16 protein-coding genes are annotated in these 18,492 nt (G+C 49.3%); 13 read left to right on the top strand and 3 right to left on the bottom strand.

From position 1 onward, the window contains the following. The first annotated feature begins 88 nt into the window (after positions 1-88). Complete coding sequence (locus Q1M25_RS00335; protein WP_070826340.1) at positions 89-562, top strand: cell surface protein; 474 nt, start codon at positions 89-91, stop codon at positions 560-562. Continuing rightward, positions 559-1,614: a glycosyltransferase family 4 protein gene (locus tag Q1M25_RS00330; protein ID WP_070826339.1), complete on the top strand. Its 1,056-nt coding sequence runs from the start codon at positions 559-561 to the stop codon at positions 1,612-1,614. The genes Q1M25_RS00335 and Q1M25_RS00330 overlap by 4 nt, the downstream gene beginning before the upstream one ends. A 539-nt stretch (positions 1,615-2,153) precedes the next feature. Here the strand turns inward: Q1M25_RS00330 and Q1M25_RS00325 are convergent. Next, entirely contained in the window at positions 2,154-3,803 is a 1,650-nt protein-coding gene (locus Q1M25_RS00325) for an LTA synthase family protein (RefSeq protein ID WP_070826338.1), read from the bottom strand. A gap of 138 nt (positions 3,804-3,941) precedes the next feature. Between Q1M25_RS00325 and gmhB the strand changes: the two genes are divergently transcribed. The 7 genes from gmhB (at position 3,942) to aroG (ending at position 10,622) form a co-directional block, all read left to right on the top strand. Next, the gene (gene gmhB, locus Q1M25_RS00320; RefSeq protein WP_300480454.1) at positions 3,942-4,520 is read left to right on the top strand and encodes a D-glycero-beta-D-manno-heptose 1,7-bisphosphate 7-phosphatase; all 579 of its coding nucleotides are present in this window, start codon (positions 3,942-3,944) and stop codon (positions 4,518-4,520) included. Between the two features lie 71 nt (positions 4,521-4,591). Then, positions 4,592-5,323, top strand: coding sequence for a lysophospholipid acyltransferase family protein (locus Q1M25_RS00315; RefSeq protein ID WP_300480451.1), 732 nt, complete (start codon positions 4,592-4,594; stop codon positions 5,321-5,323). Positions 5,324-5,388: 65 nt separating this feature from the next. Beyond that, the gene (locus Q1M25_RS00310) at positions 5,389-6,084 is read left to right on the top strand and encodes a M48 family metallopeptidase (protein ID WP_300480498.1); all 696 of its coding nucleotides are present in this window, start codon (positions 5,389-5,391) and stop codon (positions 6,082-6,084) included. A gap of 172 nt (positions 6,085-6,256) precedes the next feature. Further along, the gene (locus tag Q1M25_RS00305; protein WP_300480447.1) at positions 6,257-6,628 is read left to right on the top strand and encodes a hypothetical protein; all 372 of its coding nucleotides are present in this window, start codon (positions 6,257-6,259) and stop codon (positions 6,626-6,628) included. 156 nt (positions 6,629-6,784) lie between these two features. Continuing rightward, complete coding sequence (locus Q1M25_RS00300; protein ID WP_300480495.1) at positions 6,785-8,260, top strand: surface lipoprotein assembly modifier; 1,476 nt, start codon at positions 6,785-6,787, stop codon at positions 8,258-8,260. A 362-nt stretch (positions 8,261-8,622) separates the two neighbouring features. Continuing rightward, entirely contained in the window at positions 8,623-9,300 is a 678-nt protein-coding gene (locus tag Q1M25_RS00295; protein ID WP_300480444.1) for a TIGR02117 family protein, read from the top strand. 278 nt (positions 9,301-9,578) lie between these two features. Beyond that, complete coding sequence (gene aroG / locus Q1M25_RS00290; protein ID WP_300480443.1) at positions 9,579-10,622, top strand: 3-deoxy-7-phosphoheptulonate synthase AroG; 1,044 nt, start codon at positions 9,579-9,581, stop codon at positions 10,620-10,622. Between the two features lie 189 nt (positions 10,623-10,811). Here aroG and Q1M25_RS00285 read toward each other — a convergent pair whose 3' ends face one another. Then, on the bottom strand, positions 10,812-12,989 hold the full coding sequence (locus tag Q1M25_RS00285) for a TonB-dependent siderophore receptor (RefSeq protein WP_300480440.1): 2,178 nt from the start codon (positions 12,987-12,989) through the stop codon (positions 10,812-10,814). 210 nt (positions 12,990-13,199) lie between these two features. Then, positions 13,200-13,805: an NAD(P)H:quinone oxidoreductase gene (gene wrbA, locus Q1M25_RS00280; RefSeq protein WP_300480437.1), complete on the bottom strand. Its 606-nt coding sequence runs from the start codon at positions 13,803-13,805 to the stop codon at positions 13,200-13,202. Between the two features lie 99 nt (positions 13,806-13,904). Here wrbA and Q1M25_RS00275 point away from each other — a divergent pair, with 99 nt between their 5' ends. From Q1M25_RS00275 to xth, 4 genes are all read left to right on the top strand, one after another. After that, the gene (locus Q1M25_RS00275; RefSeq protein ID WP_070607346.1) at positions 13,905-15,107 is read left to right on the top strand and encodes a YihY family inner membrane protein; all 1,203 of its coding nucleotides are present in this window, start codon (positions 13,905-13,907) and stop codon (positions 15,105-15,107) included. 99 nt (positions 15,108-15,206) lie between these two features. Continuing rightward, on the top strand, positions 15,207-16,988 hold the full coding sequence (locus Q1M25_RS00270; protein WP_300480432.1) for an extracellular solute-binding protein: 1,782 nt from the start codon (positions 15,207-15,209) through the stop codon (positions 16,986-16,988). Positions 16,989-17,403: 415 nt separating this feature from the next. Next, positions 17,404-17,682, top strand: coding sequence for a metalloregulator ArsR/SmtB family transcription factor (locus Q1M25_RS00265; protein ID WP_300480429.1), 279 nt, complete (start codon positions 17,404-17,406; stop codon positions 17,680-17,682). Between the two features lie 167 nt (positions 17,683-17,849). Continuing rightward, positions 17,850-18,492: exodeoxyribonuclease III (xth, locus tag Q1M25_RS00260; RefSeq protein WP_300480427.1), on the top strand; the 643-nt coding region annotated here is incomplete at its 3' end.

Raw genomic sequence — 18,492 nt, 5'->3', positions numbered from 1 at the left:
CTTAAGGCCGTCTGAAACACCCTCTTTCAGACGGCCTAATTCATTATTTTCCGCTACAATACCCCCTTTCCCCCAACGAACACCGTCCATGTACGACAATATCCGTTTCCATCTCGACGAAGACTATCCCGACCAGCTCCCGCCTGAAAACGCCGCCACCCACATCGGCATGTACTGGCAGTGGGCGGCGCAGGCAGGCCTCGTCAACCCCGTCTGGCAAACCGCCCCAGAAACCGCAGCCGACTTCGCCGCCATGACTGCAGGCAAAATCAGCGGACGGCACTTCCTGCTCAAACACATGGACGGCGCATTGACGGCGGACGACTTTACCGAACTCGGCCAACGGTTTACCGAGTTCTACTACACCGACGAAGAAGACGGCTACGGCGCATTTATGGAAGACTACGTCCTCGCCCTCGACACGCCCTCGCTCGGCGGCTTCTACCACGTCAAAAACACCCCAGAAACCTTCGCCAAACTGACACCCGTTTTTCAGACGGCCTTTGAAAAATGGAAAAGCAGTTTGAAAGCAGAAAAATATTCGAAAGAATCCACACAATGAAGCCGAACTATTCTATCGACATTGCTATTAACTGCTTCCGTCCAGGAGGAGGCATGGAAAGCTACACCTTCGACCTTGTCCGTGGTTTAAGCGCACACGGCCTCAAACCTACAGTCTTTGCTGCACAAATCGATACAACGGTTCCTGAATACCGCCAAGTTGATACGCATCACGTCAATCAAAAAAAGATTCCAAAAAAGTTGCGTCCTTTTTTCTTCAGTATGCAATTGGCCAAACTCCGGCAAAACAGAAATATTCCTCTTATTGCCTGCAATCCTAGTGATTATGCTGATATCTTTGTCTGCGGCGGTACACACTTAGGTTACCTGCACAACATAGGTAAAACCCCAAACTTACTTGATAGACTCATCATTCGGCGTAACCGTACCAACTACTCAACAGCAAAATTGATCATGGCGCATTCACACCTAATGCAACACGAGTTGATCAACCTCTATGGAGTGCCTTCTGAAAAAATCCGTGTTATCCATCCACCTGCCGATACTGCACGCTTCTACACCAAACCGGAAGAAATTCCTGCAACTCGTGCGAGATACGGATTCAAAGACGACGAAACTATTTTCCTATTTCCATCAACCGGACACACCCGAAAAGGCTTGGATTTATTAGCAGAATTTTTCGAGCATACCGATTTACCCATCAAACTGGCTGTTGCAGGATCGCCCTTACCTCGACCAATGAACAACGTTATTGAGCTTGGTTTCTGCAAAAATATGCCTGAACTTTACCGAGCTGCTGACTTCACTATCATGGCATCACTGTACGAACCATTCGGACTGGTTGGCATAGAATCTATTTTGTGCGGAACCCGAGTTGTTTTCTCCGACAATATGGCATGTACCGAAGTCATGAACGAAAATGCAGGCTTCTTTTTCTCACGTCAAAACCCAGAAACACTGGCACAAGCCATCACTCAAGCGGTTTCTCTCAAACAACAGGGAAAACACAAAATTACCTCTCCTATGCAGGCATTAACCTATAATCCCACCTTAGCGCATCATATCAACCAGACTCTCAATATACTATACTGACAGATATCAGAATAATACTTCACTAAAGATATTGAGAGCTTTGAAACACAGGTTGAAATCAATGCGGGTAATAAGATAAGTTAGAAATCAGAAAGGCTGTGCCATTAGACAAGTGAAATATCTCCGAACATAGATAACAGTAGAATATGCAGGACATCCGCATGTAATACCAGAAGTAACGGGTTCTTTGATAATACAGTTAATGCTCAATAAGCTGCTAATTAAGCACTTACTCTAACTACAACAAAGCGAAGTAGCAGCTATTATGACTTTAGAGTTTTACTGAAAATGCTCACGAACAATCCCCTAAATATCTTGGTAGAAATTTAGGAATTTGAGGGGCTTTTACAAAGACCTCAAAACAGTCTTTATGTTACAAAACTTGATTTTCAAACTACAAAAAGACGGGCATTCTTGCCCGTCTTTTTATGGAAACTACACTACATATTATAGAAATAAATAATGTATGATTACGTAGATTATCGTTGTACCTCTTTTTCTAAAAGCATACGTCTTATCATTTAAGTTAAGTTAAACACCTAACGTACAATTTTCAGGATACTATATAAATAATTCCGGTAATCATTAACAAGCTTACTATTGTAACAATCTTCAAGCCTACCATTACTTAAACTTCGCATGGTCATATTTGCTTTCATGAAATTGTCTGCAGGAGAAAGACCTGCCACATTCATTAACACTCCTCCAGCAAAAGCAAGGTCAAGAAAATCCTGTTCTTGCCTAAATCCTGAGGCAATATTACTTCTAACTGTAAATTGCGTAATATAGTCGGGATGAGTATCCTCCCCTTTTTTCTTGGGAGAGACACCATCAAACGATGCCTGATGGTCGCCGAAATAAGCAAATACAAACGGTTTGTTACGTTCATGTAGGTAATGGTTAAAACTTTCTGTCGCTTTATCCAAATCGACAATACGCCCGATATAGTCGTTGATTGCAGAAATGGTTTTCACGTCTAAATCTGGCGAGTCCAGTCCAAACACATTATCCATGTCTGTCCTGTAAGGCCCATGTTCTTTCATAGTTAAAATATAGACGAACATCGGTTGCTGTACATCTGCTAAACTAGGATGACGTTTTTCTAGAATCATCCGCGCATATTGCATCATTTCTTCGCTAGAAATGTGCCATAAATTTTTGCCCATCGGAGCGGGATACCCCAAATCTTGAGGCTGTAACATAAGATCAAAACCAAAATGGTCATAGGCGGCTTTGGCGTTATAGTTGCCCTTAGTAAAGGGCGACAAAGCCACACAAAAATAACCATGCTCACGCAAATTTCGGATAAGCCCAGTCTGTAAATGTGGCACCACCGAATAAAATACCCCACTAGCCAATGCGCCAAAGTCAGTAGACGGCACGCCTGCTAAAAATGCAAATTCAGATTTCCACGTCGCACCACCAAATGTATGTACGCGCAGTGGAGAAGCAAACACGGTATCCATCTGCTGTTCAAACATCCTTAATTTAGGAATATCGGCTGATGTGAAATCAAATTTATGTGGATTAAGCGTTGATTCCATCAGCGTGATGATAATATCGGGTTTTTCCAATGTTTCAGGATACATGTTTTCAGTTAACAGTTTCTCAGCAAATTCCTGTCCATTACCTTCAAACATCGGCACTTGGAAAAATACTGCCCTGCAAGACATTGGCAAATTTAAAAATACATCCCTACCATCATTTGGCAACGAATCCAGCCATGTCCCAACTGCTCCAGGATGCTTTGAAAAATACCACATTGCAAAAAATGACATTATGAATATGATTGCACCAGTATACTGCCATACTATATCCATAGGCTCCGCATCATACCAACCAAATACGGCATAAACAATCAATACCAATAAGCCCAGTACGCCAACGATGGCCTCCTTATAATGAAACAATGTCTCCCAGTTACGCCAATCGACAATGAGTCGGAAGTCTGAAATCAACAATGGTTGTTTGTAATAATGAATTTTTAATCTATGAAACAAAGCAAACACGACAAAACATACTGATGCAAAATTCAACGCTCGTTGCCACTGCCCTGTAAACATCAACATACCAGCTGCCAAAAACATAAATAGCATTGAAGCAAAAAAATAGGTCCACCGATAGTGCGACTTTATAATCAGTACTACTGCTACTGAAACAAACAAAAATAGGAAAATATAAGCAAACATGACGCTATCCCCTTATTAATAGGCTTCTATCAGCACACAATCAGAAGAATTCTTAAAACAAGACGGCATAATAACACAGCGTAGGCACACTCTTTAATCTTTAATATAATATTGACCCTCACTATCTAAAAAAACACCATGAAACTCATCATCCTCGACCGCGACGGCGTCATCAACCAAGACCGCGACGATTTCGTCAAATCCGTTGACGAATGGATTCCCATCGAAGGCAGCATGGATGCCATCGCCTTTTTAACGCAGGCAGGCTACACCATCGCCGTGGCCACCAACCAATCCGGAATCGGCCGCAAATACTTTACCGTGCAAGACCTGACCGAAATGCACGCGAAAATGCACCGCCTTGCCGTTCAAGCAGGCGGTACCATCGACGGCATTTGGTTTTGCCCGCACACTGCCGCCGACAACTGCGAATGCCGCAAACCCAAGCCCGGCATGATTATCGACATCATCGAACGCTTCAAAGCCAATGCCGCCGAAACCTGGCTGGTCGGCGACAGCCTGCGCGACCTGCAGGCCATTGATGCCGCAGGCGGCAAGTCCGCGCTCGTCCTGACCGGCAAAGGCAAAAAAACGCTGGCCAAACACGAGCAAGAACTGCCCGAACACACCCAAGTCTTCGACAACCTACTCGCTTTCTCGCAATACATCATGCGTGAAAACATACAAATCGAAGAAGCCGCGCAAGCCATCCTATAAACGACAAGGCCGTCTGAAACCAGCCGACAACGGTGTTCAGACGGCCTTCAAACGACAGACTTTTCCCCGATATGCTGATTATCCGCAACCTGATTTACTGGTTCATCCTTTCCTCTAGCATTATTTTACTGTTCCCCTTTATGCTGCTTGCCCTGCCCTTCCAAGGCGGTGCACACAAAATGGCGCAAGTTTGGGTGCGCATCCTCAACTGGTCGCTCAAGCACATCATCGGTTTGAACTACACCTTAAGCGGCGCGGAAAACATTCCCGACCACCCTGCCATCATTTGCGCCAAACACCAAAGCGGCTGGGAAACCCTCGCCCTGCAAGAGATTTTTCCGCCTCAAGTCTATGTTGCCAAACGCGAACTCTTCAAAATCCCTTTCTTCGGCTGGGGCTTGAAACTGGTTAAAACCATCAGCATCGACCGCAGCAACAGCCGCGAAGCCAACAAACAACTTTTAGAACAAGGCCTTGCGCGTAAAAACGAAGGCTATTGGATTACCATTTTCCCCGAAGGCACACGCCTGTCGCCCGGTGAAAAAGGCCGCTACAAACTCGGCGGCGCGCGCATGGCAAAAATGTTCGAGATGGACATCGTCCCCGTCGCGCTCAACAGCGGCGAGTTTTGGCCGCGCAACTCCTTCCTCAAATACCCCGGAACGGTCAGCGTCATCATCGGCAAACCCATTGCCCACAACAACGGCAATGAAGCCGAACTCATGGCCCAATGCGAGCAATGGATCGAAAGCCAACAGCCCCTGATTACCGGACAAGGCCCGTTCGCGCCCAAAACCAAATAAATCATTCCATCGGGTGGGCCGCTATACCCGCCCTTTCCATGCCGTCCAATATTTTTCTCAACATCATGCCCCACCTCCATACCTACACCCTTTCAGACGGCCTCACCATTCATATCCAGCTCAAACGCAGTGCCAAGAAAAACCTCATCTTGCGCCCCGTTTCCGCCGATACCGTCAGCATCAATATCCCTCCGTTTGTTTCCCAGCGCACCTTTACCCAATGGCTGAACGATAACGAAGCCCTCCTGCACCGTACCCTAAACAAAACACCGGCCCGACAAACACCTACCGACGCGCTTCCCGAATGGATTTGGTATCAAGGCGTTCAGACGGCTTTGTCCGTCCACACGGCAAACCACATCCAAATCAGGCCGTCTGAAATCCTGTTACCCGAAAAAGAAACCGCCGCCCAACTTACCCATTTGCGCCGCTTCCTGCTCGAGCGTGCGCGCGAATATCTGCTGCCGCGCCTTGAAGGCCATATCCGAACCACCCGCCTGACCCCGAGCGCCATTTCCCTTTCCAACGCCAAAACCTTCTGGGGCGTTTGCCGCCACACTACCGGCATCCGCCTCAACTGGCGGCTTATCGGTGCGCCCGAATATGTTGCCGACTATGTCTGCCTGCACGAACTCGCCCACCTGCGCCATCCCGACCACAGCCCTGCATTTTGGGCTCTGACCCACTCGCTCACGCCGCATGTCGACCAAGCCAAACAATGGCTAAAGGCGCACGGCGGCGAATTATTCCTCCTCGGCTAAGTCTTTCCAGCAGCATTTTTCTGCAAGCAAACACCAGCCCAAAGCAAAGAATCAACTCCCTCCAAACAAATCATGTAGCCGCGCGTAAAATCAGGTTTATCCGCTTGCCGCCCCCTCATACCTATCGATAAGATGATGTCGTTCTCAAAACCCTTTTCAGAAAGGAAAACCGATGACCAAAGCAAAATCGTTACTGGCCACCGGCATTTTGGCTCTTTTCTCCGCCACGGCATTCGCCTCCCCGCTGCCTTCCGAAATCTACCATCCGGATGGCGCGCACACCATCAAAGCCGATCATCAAGGCGACGGCGAATTTGAATACGAAGCCGAACTTTCCGGCCAACGCAATTCCATTCCTTCCTTGGCCAAAAAAGTGATCGCCCACGCGCGCAGCAAGGGTTTCCATGTGGTTGAGTCAGAAATCAAACACGACGATGCCGATCTGAAATTCAAACGTGGCAAACAAGAGCTGGACGTTTCCATCGAAGACAAAGGCCAAGGCCGTATCGAATACAAAGCCGATTTGGACTTGGACAAAAACTAAATCCGACTCGCCAACAAAGGCCGTCTGAAATCCCATCGGGTTTCAGACGGCCTTTTGTCGTCTTTATCAGATAAAATGGCAATCGGTTTGCAAAATTTCCGACTCAAAACATTGTACAATCTGCCCACTTATACCGATAACATTCCAAACATTGCCATGAAAAAACGTCTGCTCCTCCTCGCCATCCTTCCCCTTTCCCTTCACGCTGCCGATGTGCCGCCTGATGTAAAACCCGAGCTTCAAGTCAACACTGCCGAACCCCAACAACCCGAAGCGCACAACATCCCTGCCGAGCAGACAAACAGGCCGTCTGAAAAAATCATCAACGTCGATGCCGACACCCTGCTTGCCAACACCGAATTACTGGCACGCGCCATGTATTCCGCCGTTGTCGCCCACAACATCCCCGGCATCAAAGCCGTTTTGCCCATTTACGAACAATGGCCCGAACACGACCGCGCCATGGCGCGCTATGCCAAAGGTTTGCTTGCCCAATCCGAAGGGAGCGCCGCCGAAGCCATCGGCCATTACCGCCGCTTTATCGCCGAGCAGCCCGATGCTTCCGCCGTCCGCTGGCAGCTTGCGACCGCCTTGTTTGAAGACAAACAAAACGAAGCCGCGGCCGACCAGTTCGACAAACTGCAAACCGAATCCCTCCCGCCTGCCTTGCAAGAACGCCTCGAAACCTACCGCAAAGCCCTGCGCGAACGCGACTCATGGCAATTCAACGCCGGCCTGAACATCACGCGCGAGCAAAACATCAACCAAGCCCCCGGCCAACGCCGTCTGGGCAATTACCTGAGCGATGAACAATGCCGCGCCGTGCGCCTAGCCTATCCCGACGACGACTGCTTCCGAGGCTGGACATTCCCCGAGCCCATCGATGCCACCGCCGTCCACTACCAAATCGGCGCAGAAAAAAAATGGTCGCTGCCACGCGGCTTCTATGCCACGACAGGCGCAGACCATTACGGCAAAATCTATCCCACACACACCAACTACAACGACCTCACCACACGCTTCTCGGCAGGCATCGGCTATGCCGACCAGCGCAACGACGTCGGCATGACCCCGTTCCACGAACGCCGCTTCTACGGCAACGACCCCTATACCTACACCAACGGCGCACGCCTCCACTACAACCATTGGTGGCAACCCAAGCTACAAACCCTCAGCGCATTTGAAGCAGGCCGTCTGAAAAACGGCCGCCGCGAGCATTCCAACAACACCAGCCAACTGCTCAGCAACTCCATCGTGTACTACCGCAACGCGCGCCAATACTGGGTAGCCGGTATCGACCTCTACCGCGAACGCAACCGCGACGACAAAAGCGACAGCTTCAACCGCTACGCCCTGCGCACCACATGGGGACAAGAATGGCCTAAAGGCCTCTCCACCGTCCTACGCCTCAGCGCCGCCCAACGCCGTTACCAAGCCCCCAGCTTCTTCAGCAACGAACAAAACCGCCGCGACAAAGAAACCTCCGCCTCCCTGAGCGTATGGCACCGCGCCCTCCATTTCAAAGGCATCACCCCGCGCCTGACCATTGCCCACAACAAAACATGGAGCAACGACAAGTTCTACGAATACGGCAAAACCAAAATGTTTGTCGAATTGAGCAAAACGTTCTGACAAGTAGAACCAATCTGTGAATAAAGTAAAAATGCCTGTCCTGCATACTGATTTACAAGACAGATTCAAAATTTTACAGATACCGGATAAATAGGATTTTTAAGGCATCATGTTTTATTAAATTCATATTTATCAAATAGATGAAATTTAAGCCAATATTACTTGGCAACGTAACGTACAACACTACATAACGTTACAAAAAAAGCAGGCCGTCTGAATATTTCAGACGGCCTTTTTTATTCAAGTTAAACAGCCCTTTTTATCATTGGTCGTAAGATGCCACCCACTCATTTCTAATGAAAAAAGTACAAATTTAATGGAAAATACACACCTTCAAACTTAATTGCCTTTAAAAAAAACGAATGCGTTCCTTCCTTCACATCCTCAAAAAAATCGGCAAAATAGCGCTGATTATCCCTATTTTTGCCCTATTGTATTTTTTGTCTGCTTGGATGATGGCTTCATTGCCGCTTAATGAAGAGCAGCCCAAAGGGGAAATTACTTTATTTTTAGTCAGTAACGGCGTGCATACTGATGTAGTCATGCCGCTGAAGAATGATATTTTTGATTGGTCGAATGTCGTCAATCCAAAAGACACGCTTTCTACTAATCCTCAAATAACGCATATCGGTTTAGGCTGGGGGGAGCGCAATTTTTATTTATACACGCCTGAGTGGAAAGATTTGACTTTCTCCAATGCTTTAGGTGCATTAAGCGGGCTGAACCGTACGCTGATTCATGTTACTTATTATCCTTTTGAACTACGAGAAAATAGCCACGTCGTCAAATTTTTGGTCACGCCTGAGCAATACAGGAATTTAACAAAATCGCTCTTGGCCGGTTTTCAACAAAAAAATGGGCACCCCATCTTGCTAAAAGGAATTCATCATCAATCTAACGATGCTTTTTACGAAGCCAAAGGGCGCTATCATTTATTCAATACTTGTAACACTTGGTTGAATGACAAATTGGTTGAAAGCGGCCTTAAAGGCGTGTATTGGACTCCTTTCTCTTCGCCCTTGCTGGAACAATATCGATAGCCCTCACGCTTCTCAATTTTTGGTCTATGTAAGACTTCAGGCCGTCTGAACATTTTCAGACGGCCTGTATTTTGATAAAACCCCAAAACCCTTTATTATATAAATAAAATTCTTAAATAGCATTAAATATTAATTTTTATAAACAAACTGATTTTAAATTCTATAAAATAATTAAAATAAAGAAATTTTAGAATAAAATTGCTAAAACAAAAAACTAAGCCTTGTTTAATTCTGCTAAAACCTGTAACCTGTATCAAAAATAAACAAGAGAGTCCATCATGTCCCAACACCACCCTACCGATGACATTAAGATCAAAGAAGTCAAAGAGTTACTCCCTCCAATCGCACATTTGTATGAGCTGCCTGTTACGCCTAAGGTTGCCAATTTAGTTTATAAAACGCGTCATGAGATTTCGGATTTGGTTCACGGCCGCGACAACCGTTTACTGGTCATTATCGGCCCATGCTCGATTCACGATACTAAGGCGGCGGTAGAATATGCGCAAAAATTGCTGCCTTTGCGCAAAAAATATGAGAAAGAGCTACTGATTGTAATGCGCGTGTATTTTGAAAAACCGCGTACAACCGTTGGCTGGAAAGGTCTGATTAACGATCCGCACTTGGACGGTACGTTTGACATTAACTACGGCCTGCGCCAAGCGCGTCAGTTGTTGCTGACTTTGAACGAAATGGGCATGCCTGCTTCGACTGAATTCTTGGACATGATTACGCCGCAATACTACGCCGACCTGATTTCTTGGGGCGCGATTGGTGCGCGTACGACTGAAAGCCAGGTACACCGCGAATTGGCCAGCGGCCTCTCCTGCCCTGTCGGTTTTAAAAACGGTACGGACGGCAATCTGAAAATCGCCATCGACGCCATCGGTGCCGCCAATCATCCGCACCACTTTTTGTCTGTAACCAAAGCCGGTCATTCTGCGATTGTCCACACCAGCGGCAACCCTGATTGCCATGCGATTTTGCGCGGCGGTAAAGAGCCTAATTACAGCGCAGAACACGTTAAAGACGCGGTTGCGCAGCTTCAAAAAGCCGGCGTGAGCAGCAAACTGATGGTGGACTGCAGCCATGCCAACAGCCGTAAAGACTTCCGCAAACAAATGGATGTAGCGCGCGATGTTGCGGCGCAGCTGAAAGCCGGTGAAGAAAACATCATGGGCGTGATGGTGGAAAGCCACTTGGTTGAAGGCCGCCAAGACAAGCCTGAAGTTTACGGTCAAAGTATTACGGATGCCTGCATCGGTTGGGATACGACTGAAGAATTGCTGGCCCTGCTTGCCGAAGCGAAAGGTTACCAAGCGTAAGTGCGAAATCATTAAAAAGACCGGATATGTTCCGGTCTTTTTTGTGCCTGTCATTTTGATTTCTTTGCTCAAGATACCGAGCAAGTTTTAGTCAGGTTTGACATCAAAACAATATGAGAAAAAAATTCAGGTCGTCTGAAAACCCGATAATTTAGGTTTTCAGACGGCCTCTCCTACTTTTCTTTTCAATTAGAACGTATGTTTAACCGTTGCAGTCACACTACGCGGCGTGCCGTAAACGTGAATATCCGGCATGGTGCGGTAACGTTTGTTAAAGACGTTTTCAAAGTCCAAACTGATGCGGGTGGATTTGCCGATTTTGTAATGACCGGTCAAATCCAGCGTTGCGTACGGACGTTGGGTCAACGCGGCCGCGGCAGCTGGATTGATGTCTGCAGGGTATTCATCCAGCGTATGGCTGCGGCTTTGCCAGTTGACATTGGCACCCAGGTTCAAACGGTCGGTCACGTCATACGCGGTAAAGAGTTTGAACAAATGAACCGGATAAGACGGATGCAGTTGAACCCCTTCGCTGTCTTTGATTTTGGAACGTGCATAAGACGCATTCAACAGCCATTTATCGCTCAGGCGGCCGCCGACAGAGAGTTCCACGCCTTTTGTTGTGGTGTTGTCGGCTGCGCGGTAGTATTCCTCGCCATTCGCGAATTTGCCTGCGACAACGCCCAAATGGTCGCGTTTGTTCATAAAGACGGAAGCGGAAGCATTCAGACGGCCTTCAAACCATGACGCTTTCAAACCGGTCTCGTAAGTTTTGCCGCGCTGCGGTTTGAGCGCTGCGCCGTCTTTGGTCAGGTAACGTACTTGCGGACGGAAAATGGTGGTGTAAGACGCATAGGCGGTCAAATTGTCGCCGATGTCGTAGGTTACGCCCAAATAAGGAATGAAAACGTTTTGTTTATGGCTGCTATGTGCGAATTTGTTACGGCTGGTGCTGTAACGGTAACGCCAATCCACAAAACGGCTGCCGCCGATAAAGGCGAGCTTATCGGTCAGTTTGAAACGGGTCGAGCCGTAAACCGACAGGTTTTTCATGCTTGAAAAACCATCGCGCAGATACGGCATATCGGGTTTGGCGATATTGCCGTTAAAGAGGCGCAAATCAGGAATCGTCGATTCGCCTTCTTCATAGAAAGACAGGTTTTCTTTGTTGTCCTGATAGCTGATGCCCGCATTGAACTCATGCGAACGGCCCAACGCTGGATAATTGCCGTCCAAGGTCAATGAAAAATTCTGGTCGCGGTATTTGCTGCGGTCGCGGTCTGAAGTGAAAAGTGCAGAGTAATCGGAATTGATTTCAAATGTACCGGCAATGCCTGAAACGATGTCGTTTTTACCCGAAACATGGCTGTAATCGCCTGTCAGTTTCCAGCCGTTGTCAAACTCATGGCTGAGGGAAGTGAACACTTCGGCACTGGTGTCTTTGCCGTATGCCCAGCGTGCGGACGAATTGCTACGCGGCGAAGACTCAAACGGTATGAATCCAGTACGGCGCGAACCTGCTGCGGTCAGATAGCTGAAACGCGAGCTACCGGTATTGCGGAAACGGTGTATTTCCGTACCGAGGCGCCATTCGGTTTGCGGCGTGATATCGTAAGACAACGTACCGTAGAAAGTGTGATTGTGGCGCGATGTGTTCGGCAGGTAATCGCCTCCATGGTCGCTGACCAAAATAGCGCGGCCGCGCAAGGTATTGTCTGCATTCAAAGGCTGATTGGCATCAAGGACGAAGCGGTAGTGGTTCCACGAACCGACACCGGCTTCTACGCTGATGGCAGGTTTGGCAGTCGGTTTTTTGCGTTCCAAAGCAACCGTACCGCCCGGCTCGCCCATACCGCCGTTGGACAAACCGCTTGCGCCGCGTACGACGACGACTTGTTCGTACAATGCGCTGTCCAGATTGTTGGTGCCGCGGCGGATGGCTTTACCGTCGTAAAGGAACTTGGGCGCACCGTCCACGGAAATGCTGTCAATCGCCTGACTGCGCGAAATAAATTGGCTGTGGCCGGATACGTTGTTGCCCATTTTGCTGTGGAACACGCCCGGCGTTTGTTTCAACACGTCCTGCAAGGTATCCAAACCTTGGTCGTCCATTTGTTTTTCGGTAACGACAGACAGGGACTGCGGCGTTTCACGCTGGGTCAGGCGGATGCCTGTCGCAGCGGAGGAAGCGGGAATGGTGTAGTTGAAAGTAGTCTGTTTTCCGACACCTTGGACGGTAACTGTCGGTAAATCGACACGTTCTTGCGGTTGGGTATTTTCTACTTCGGTCGCGAAAGAATACGCCGAACACAGCGCCAGACTGACGGCAAAGCTTAATTTGCCATAGGGAAATACAGGTAGTGACATAGCCTCTCCAATTAGCTTATCTTTACAATTTGGTCGCAGATTCTATCAAAAAGATGTAGTCCGATGAAACTATGTTCTAATCACTATTTTCTAAGTAGTTCGTTTAATTCAAAATATTTATTTTTAATCTAGTCCAAATTAACTAAAAAGGCCGTCTGAAACCCATATTATCAGGTTTCAGACGGCCTTAATCTTTTTATTACAAGGTAATCAGTCTGCCAATTTTCGTGCCAATTCTGCCAAACGTTTACCTTGTGCGAAGGCAATATCGTTTTCTTCAGCAGTCAATGCCGGCTTGCTGTCGTGGCCGGAAACATGGCTTGCACCGTAAGGCGTGCCGCCGCTTTGGGTATTGCTGAGCGCGGACTCGGTATATGGGATGCCGCTGATGACCATGCCGTGGTGCAACAGGGGCAGCATTATGGTCAGCAGGGTGCTTTCTTGGCCGCCGTGCAGCGAAGATGTGCTGGTGAATACGGTGGCAGGCTTGCCGACGAGTTCTGCACCGAGCCAAAGGGGAATGGTGCCGTCGATAAAGTATTTCATCGCGGCGGCCATATTGCCGAAACGTGTCGGGCTGCCAAGCGCGAGGCCGGCGCAGTTTTTGAGGTCGTCGGCAGTCGCGTATGGCGCGCCTTCGTCGGGAATGTCTTTTTCAACGGCTTCGCAAACGGTGGAAACTTTGGGAACGGTACGCAACACGGCTTCGCATCCGTCCACGCTTTCGATACCGCGTGCGATTTGGCGGGCAAGGTTGCGCGTGCTGCCATTTTGGGAATAAAAGAGGACGAGGATTTTCAGAGGATTTGGGTTCATTTGGGGTTTCCGTTACAATGCTATCAGGTTTCAGACGGCCTTTTGAATACTCGGGCCGTCTGAAAAGAAGAAATTTCAATTTAAAAGTGGGAAAAGGTTATGCCGTTTTCGCAATGGTGGCAAGGTTTTTTAAAGAGTAAAGGCGTGGCGTTCGCTTGGTTTGTCGTGCGCCGTTTTGATGAGGAGCGTGTGCCGCAGGTGGCGGCAAGCATGACGTTTACGACGCTTTTGGCTTTGGTGCCCGTGTTGACGGTGATGGTCGTCATCGCTTCGGCCTTCCCCGTTTTCGACCAATGGTCGGGGGAATTTGTCTCTTTTATCAACCGCACCATTGTGCCGCAGGGCGCGGATATGGTGTTTGACTACATCAATGCGTTCCGCGATAAGGCCACCAAGCTGACGGCCATCGGTAGTGTGATGTTGGTCGTAACCTCGCTGATGCTGATTCGGACGATAGACAATGCGTTTAACCGGATTTGGCGCGTCAATTCGCAACGGCCTTGGATGATGCAGTTTTTGGTGTATTGGGCGTTGCTGACGTTTGGTCCTTTGTCTTTGGGCGTAGGCCTGTCGGTTGTAATCGGCCAGGTGCAAGTAGTTGGCGGATCAGAATGGCTGAGGGTTATCACTACGGTTTCATTTATTACGGTGCTGCTGTGGGGCTTGTACCGCTTTGTGCCCAATCGTTTCGTGCCGGCAAGCCATGCCTTGGTCGGCGCGGCTGTAACGGCGTTTTGCTTGGAAACGGCACGCTTTTTGTTCGCTTGGTACATGGGCAACTTTGACGGCTACAAATCGATTTACGGCGCATTTGCCGCAGTACCGTTTTTCCTGTTGTGGCTCAACCTGTTATGGACGCTGGTATTAGGTGGCGCGGTTTTGACCTCGTCCCTGTCCTACTGGCGCGGCGAAGCGTTCCGCCGCAGTCTGGATGCGCGCGGCCGCTTTGACGATGTATTGAAAATCCTGTTGCTGCTCGATTCTGCCCAACAAAACGGCAAGGCGTTGCCGGTGCAGGAGTTCAGACGGCATATCAATATGGGCTTTGACGAATTGGGCGAGCTTTTAGAAAAATTGGCGCGACACGGCTATGTCTATTCCGGCCGTCAGGGCTGGGTCTTGAAAATGGGAGCGGAGTCCATCGACTTGGCGGAGCTGTTCAAACTCTTTGTCTACCGCCCGCAAACGCTTAATAAAGACAAGGTCAATCAAACGGTTGACCACATCATGCAGCCCTGCTTGGAAACCTTGAACATGACGCTTGCCGAGTTCGGCGCCCATACGAAAAAACAATCCTCTTAAACCTGACGCCGTCTGAAACCAAAAATATCAAGTTTCAGACGGCCTTTGCTATAATCGGCACACTACTGAATACTACATTCGACCTACAAGGAAAAATAGATGAAAACACCAGCCCTACTCTCTCTGCTCGGTTTGATTCCATCTGCCGCCTTTGCCGCCCACGGCGTAGGCCTTGGCCAACCACCCAAATATCCGGCCAACTTCACCGCTTTTGAATACGTCAATCCCAACGCACCAAAAGGTGGCTCATTTACCACGCCTTTCCTCGGTGCTTTTGACACGCTCAACCCCTTTACCCTCAAAGGCAACCACGAATACGGCATCAGCATGCTGACGCTCGACACCCTGACCGAGCAAAGCATGGACGAACCTTACGCCGTTTACGGTCTGATTGCCGAAGACATCGCCCTGGCGCCGGACGGCCTTTCCGTTACCTTCAAAATCAACCCTAAAGCCAAATTCCACAACGGCGACCCCGTTTTGGCCAAAGACGTTGCCGCTTCATTTAACATCCTGACCAAAGACAAAGCCGCCGCCCCCATGTACCACTTCTACTGGAGCGACGTGGCCAAAGTAGAAACGCCCAACGACCGCACCGTCGTGTTCCGCTTCAAGCAGCGCAACTCAGAATTGCACATGATTCTCGGCAGCCTGCCCGTCTTCTCGCATAAAAGCTATCCCAAAGGCCTGGCCGCCGCGCCCAACAGCCTGCCCATCGGCTCCGGCCCCTACCGTTTTGCCAAAGCCGAAAACGGCCGTATCAGCGAGTTTGTCCGCGACAAAAACTACTGGGCTCAAAACCTGCCCGTGCGCAAAGGCCGCTACAACTACGACCACATCCGCATCAAATACGTCAAAGACGAAGTTGTCCGCATCGAAGGGTTAAAAGGCGGCCAATATGACTTCGTACAAGAAAACGTCGCCCGCAACTGGGCGCGCGCCTACTCCGACGAAGTCCTCAAAAAACGCAACCTGTCCAAACACGAATGGCTGCAAAACAGCACCGCAGGCATGCAAGGCTTCGTCATCAATATGCGCCACAAGCCCTTGGATAATATTTACGTCCGCCGCGCCTTGATTGAGAGCTTCGACTACGAAAGCGTCAACAGCCGCATCTTCTACGGCGCATACCGCCGCACCGACAGCTTCTTCACCAACAGCACCATGGCCGCAACCGGCAAGCCTGACAGCGCAGAAACCGCATTGCTCAAATCATTGGGTACCAAGCTGCCCGACGGCGTATTGGATCAAGACGTCCCTATGCCGCCGGTTACCGACCCCAAACTGGGCGTGCGCCCGAACCTGCTCAAAGCACGCGCCCTGCTTGAAAAAGGCGGCTATCAATACAAAAACGGCAAAGCAGTCGACAAACAAGGCAAACCGCTGACCTTTGAATTCCTCGCCCCAAGCAAAAACTACGAACGCATTACCGCCAAATGGCAGCGCGACCTCGCCAAAATCGGCATTACCATGAACGTGCGTACCGCCGATTCCGCCGTGTACCAAAAACGCATGAACGACTTCGATTTTGACGTGACCACCGGCTACTACGGCAACAGCGAAAGCCCCGGCAACGAACAATACGACTACTTCAGCTGCGCCGCCGCCAAAACCGAAGGCAGCCGCAACCTATCCGGCGTCTGTCATCCTGCGGTTGAAAAACTGTTGACCCATTTCAACAGCTTTACCAACCGCAAAGAGCTGCAAACTACCTCGCGCGCGCTCGACCGACTGATCCGCCACCAATACACCATCGTTCCAAACTGGTTCGCCGACCGCTATCGCGTCGTGTACCGTAACGATGTCGGCATTCCGTCCAAGCTGCCGAAATACTACGACCCCATTACCTTCGCCATGACCGCAGGCTGGAAGAAAAAGTAGTCGCATTTCGACAACACGTCCAAGCGTCTGACAAGCCCTTGGCGTGTAGCATTCAGCATAGAATCATAAAACCTTGTTGTTTGTTTAAAAACAATCAATTGGCTGATTCCAAACAAACATAAAAGAAAAAGCAACTTAAAGCCAAATCAAAGGCCGTCTGAAACATCCGTCAGCAAAATCATCTGCAACGGAACATTTCAGACGGCCTTTTCGTCTCTTTTCAATCCAGTTTCGCAACCGAAGCAAAATATCGAAAATGAACAAAAAAATTGCAAAACAATGCCCTCAAATTTTACAAAACCGTGTACACTGCAAGGTAAGAGTTTGAATTATAAGGTTAATCTTAATAAAAACTACAATCATCCAAATTTAACCTAAATCAAGCATTCATATAACAGACAAAAGGAACAATAATATGGAAATCAAGCGTCTCTCTACCATTCTCAAACTGATTGCCAACCCCGAACGCATGGCCATCCTTTTTCTGCTGCTTGACGGCGACCGCAGCATTACCGAACTGGCACAAGCGCTCGACTCCTCCCCGACCAGCATCGCCAACCACCTCGCACGCCTGCGCACCGAAGGCATCATCGATTTCACACGCTACCACCGCATCATCGAATACCGCCTCATCTCCGAAGAAGCCACCACCATCCTCAATACCCTGCGCACACTCAAAGACCAAGCCGAATAAACACATTATTCCACATCACAACATCAAGGCCGTCTGAAACATCAGCTTTCAGACGGCCTGCCCCTTTCAGCCCATATCGAAAAATAAACCAATCCGCTATACAATACCGCCCATGCCCACAGGCGCAATCCGCCGCCTTCCCACCCAACAGCACACACGGAAACATCATGAAAATCGCCACTTGGAACGTCAATTCCCTCAACGTCCGCCTGCCCCAAGTACAAAACTGGCTGGCCGACCACCAAGCCGACATACTCGCCTTACAAGAACTCAAACTCGACCAAGACAAATTCCCGGCCGCCGCCCTGCAAATGATGGGCTGGCACTGCGTCTGGAGCGGCCAAAAAACCTACAACGGCGTCGCCATCATCAGCCGCCACGAACCGCAAGATGTACATTGCGGCCTGCCCACCCTCCCCGACGACCCGCAACGCCGCGTCATCGCCGCCACCATCAACGGCGTGCGCGTCATCAACGTCTATTGCGTCAACGGCGAAGCCCTGGACAGCCCCAAATTCCAATACAAAGAACAATGGTTTGCCGCATTGACCGAGTTTGTCCGCACCGAAATGGCCGCCCACCCCAAACTCATCCTACTCGGCGACTTCAACATCGCTCCGGCCGATGCCGACTGCTACGACCCCGAAAAATGGCACGAAAAAATCCATTGTTCCTCCATCGAAAGACAATGGTTTAAAAACCTGCTCGACCTCGGACTGACCGACAGCCTGCGCAAAATCCACCCCGAAGGCGCGTTCTACACATGGTTCGACTACCGCGGCGCCATGTTCCAACGCAAACTCGGCCTGC

The sequence above is a fragment of the uncultured Neisseria sp. genome, from assembly GCF_951230505.1.
Classification (GTDB): domain Bacteria; phylum Pseudomonadota; class Gammaproteobacteria; order Burkholderiales; family Neisseriaceae; genus Neisseria.
This window is presented reverse-complemented; position numbering and strand designations above follow the sequence as displayed.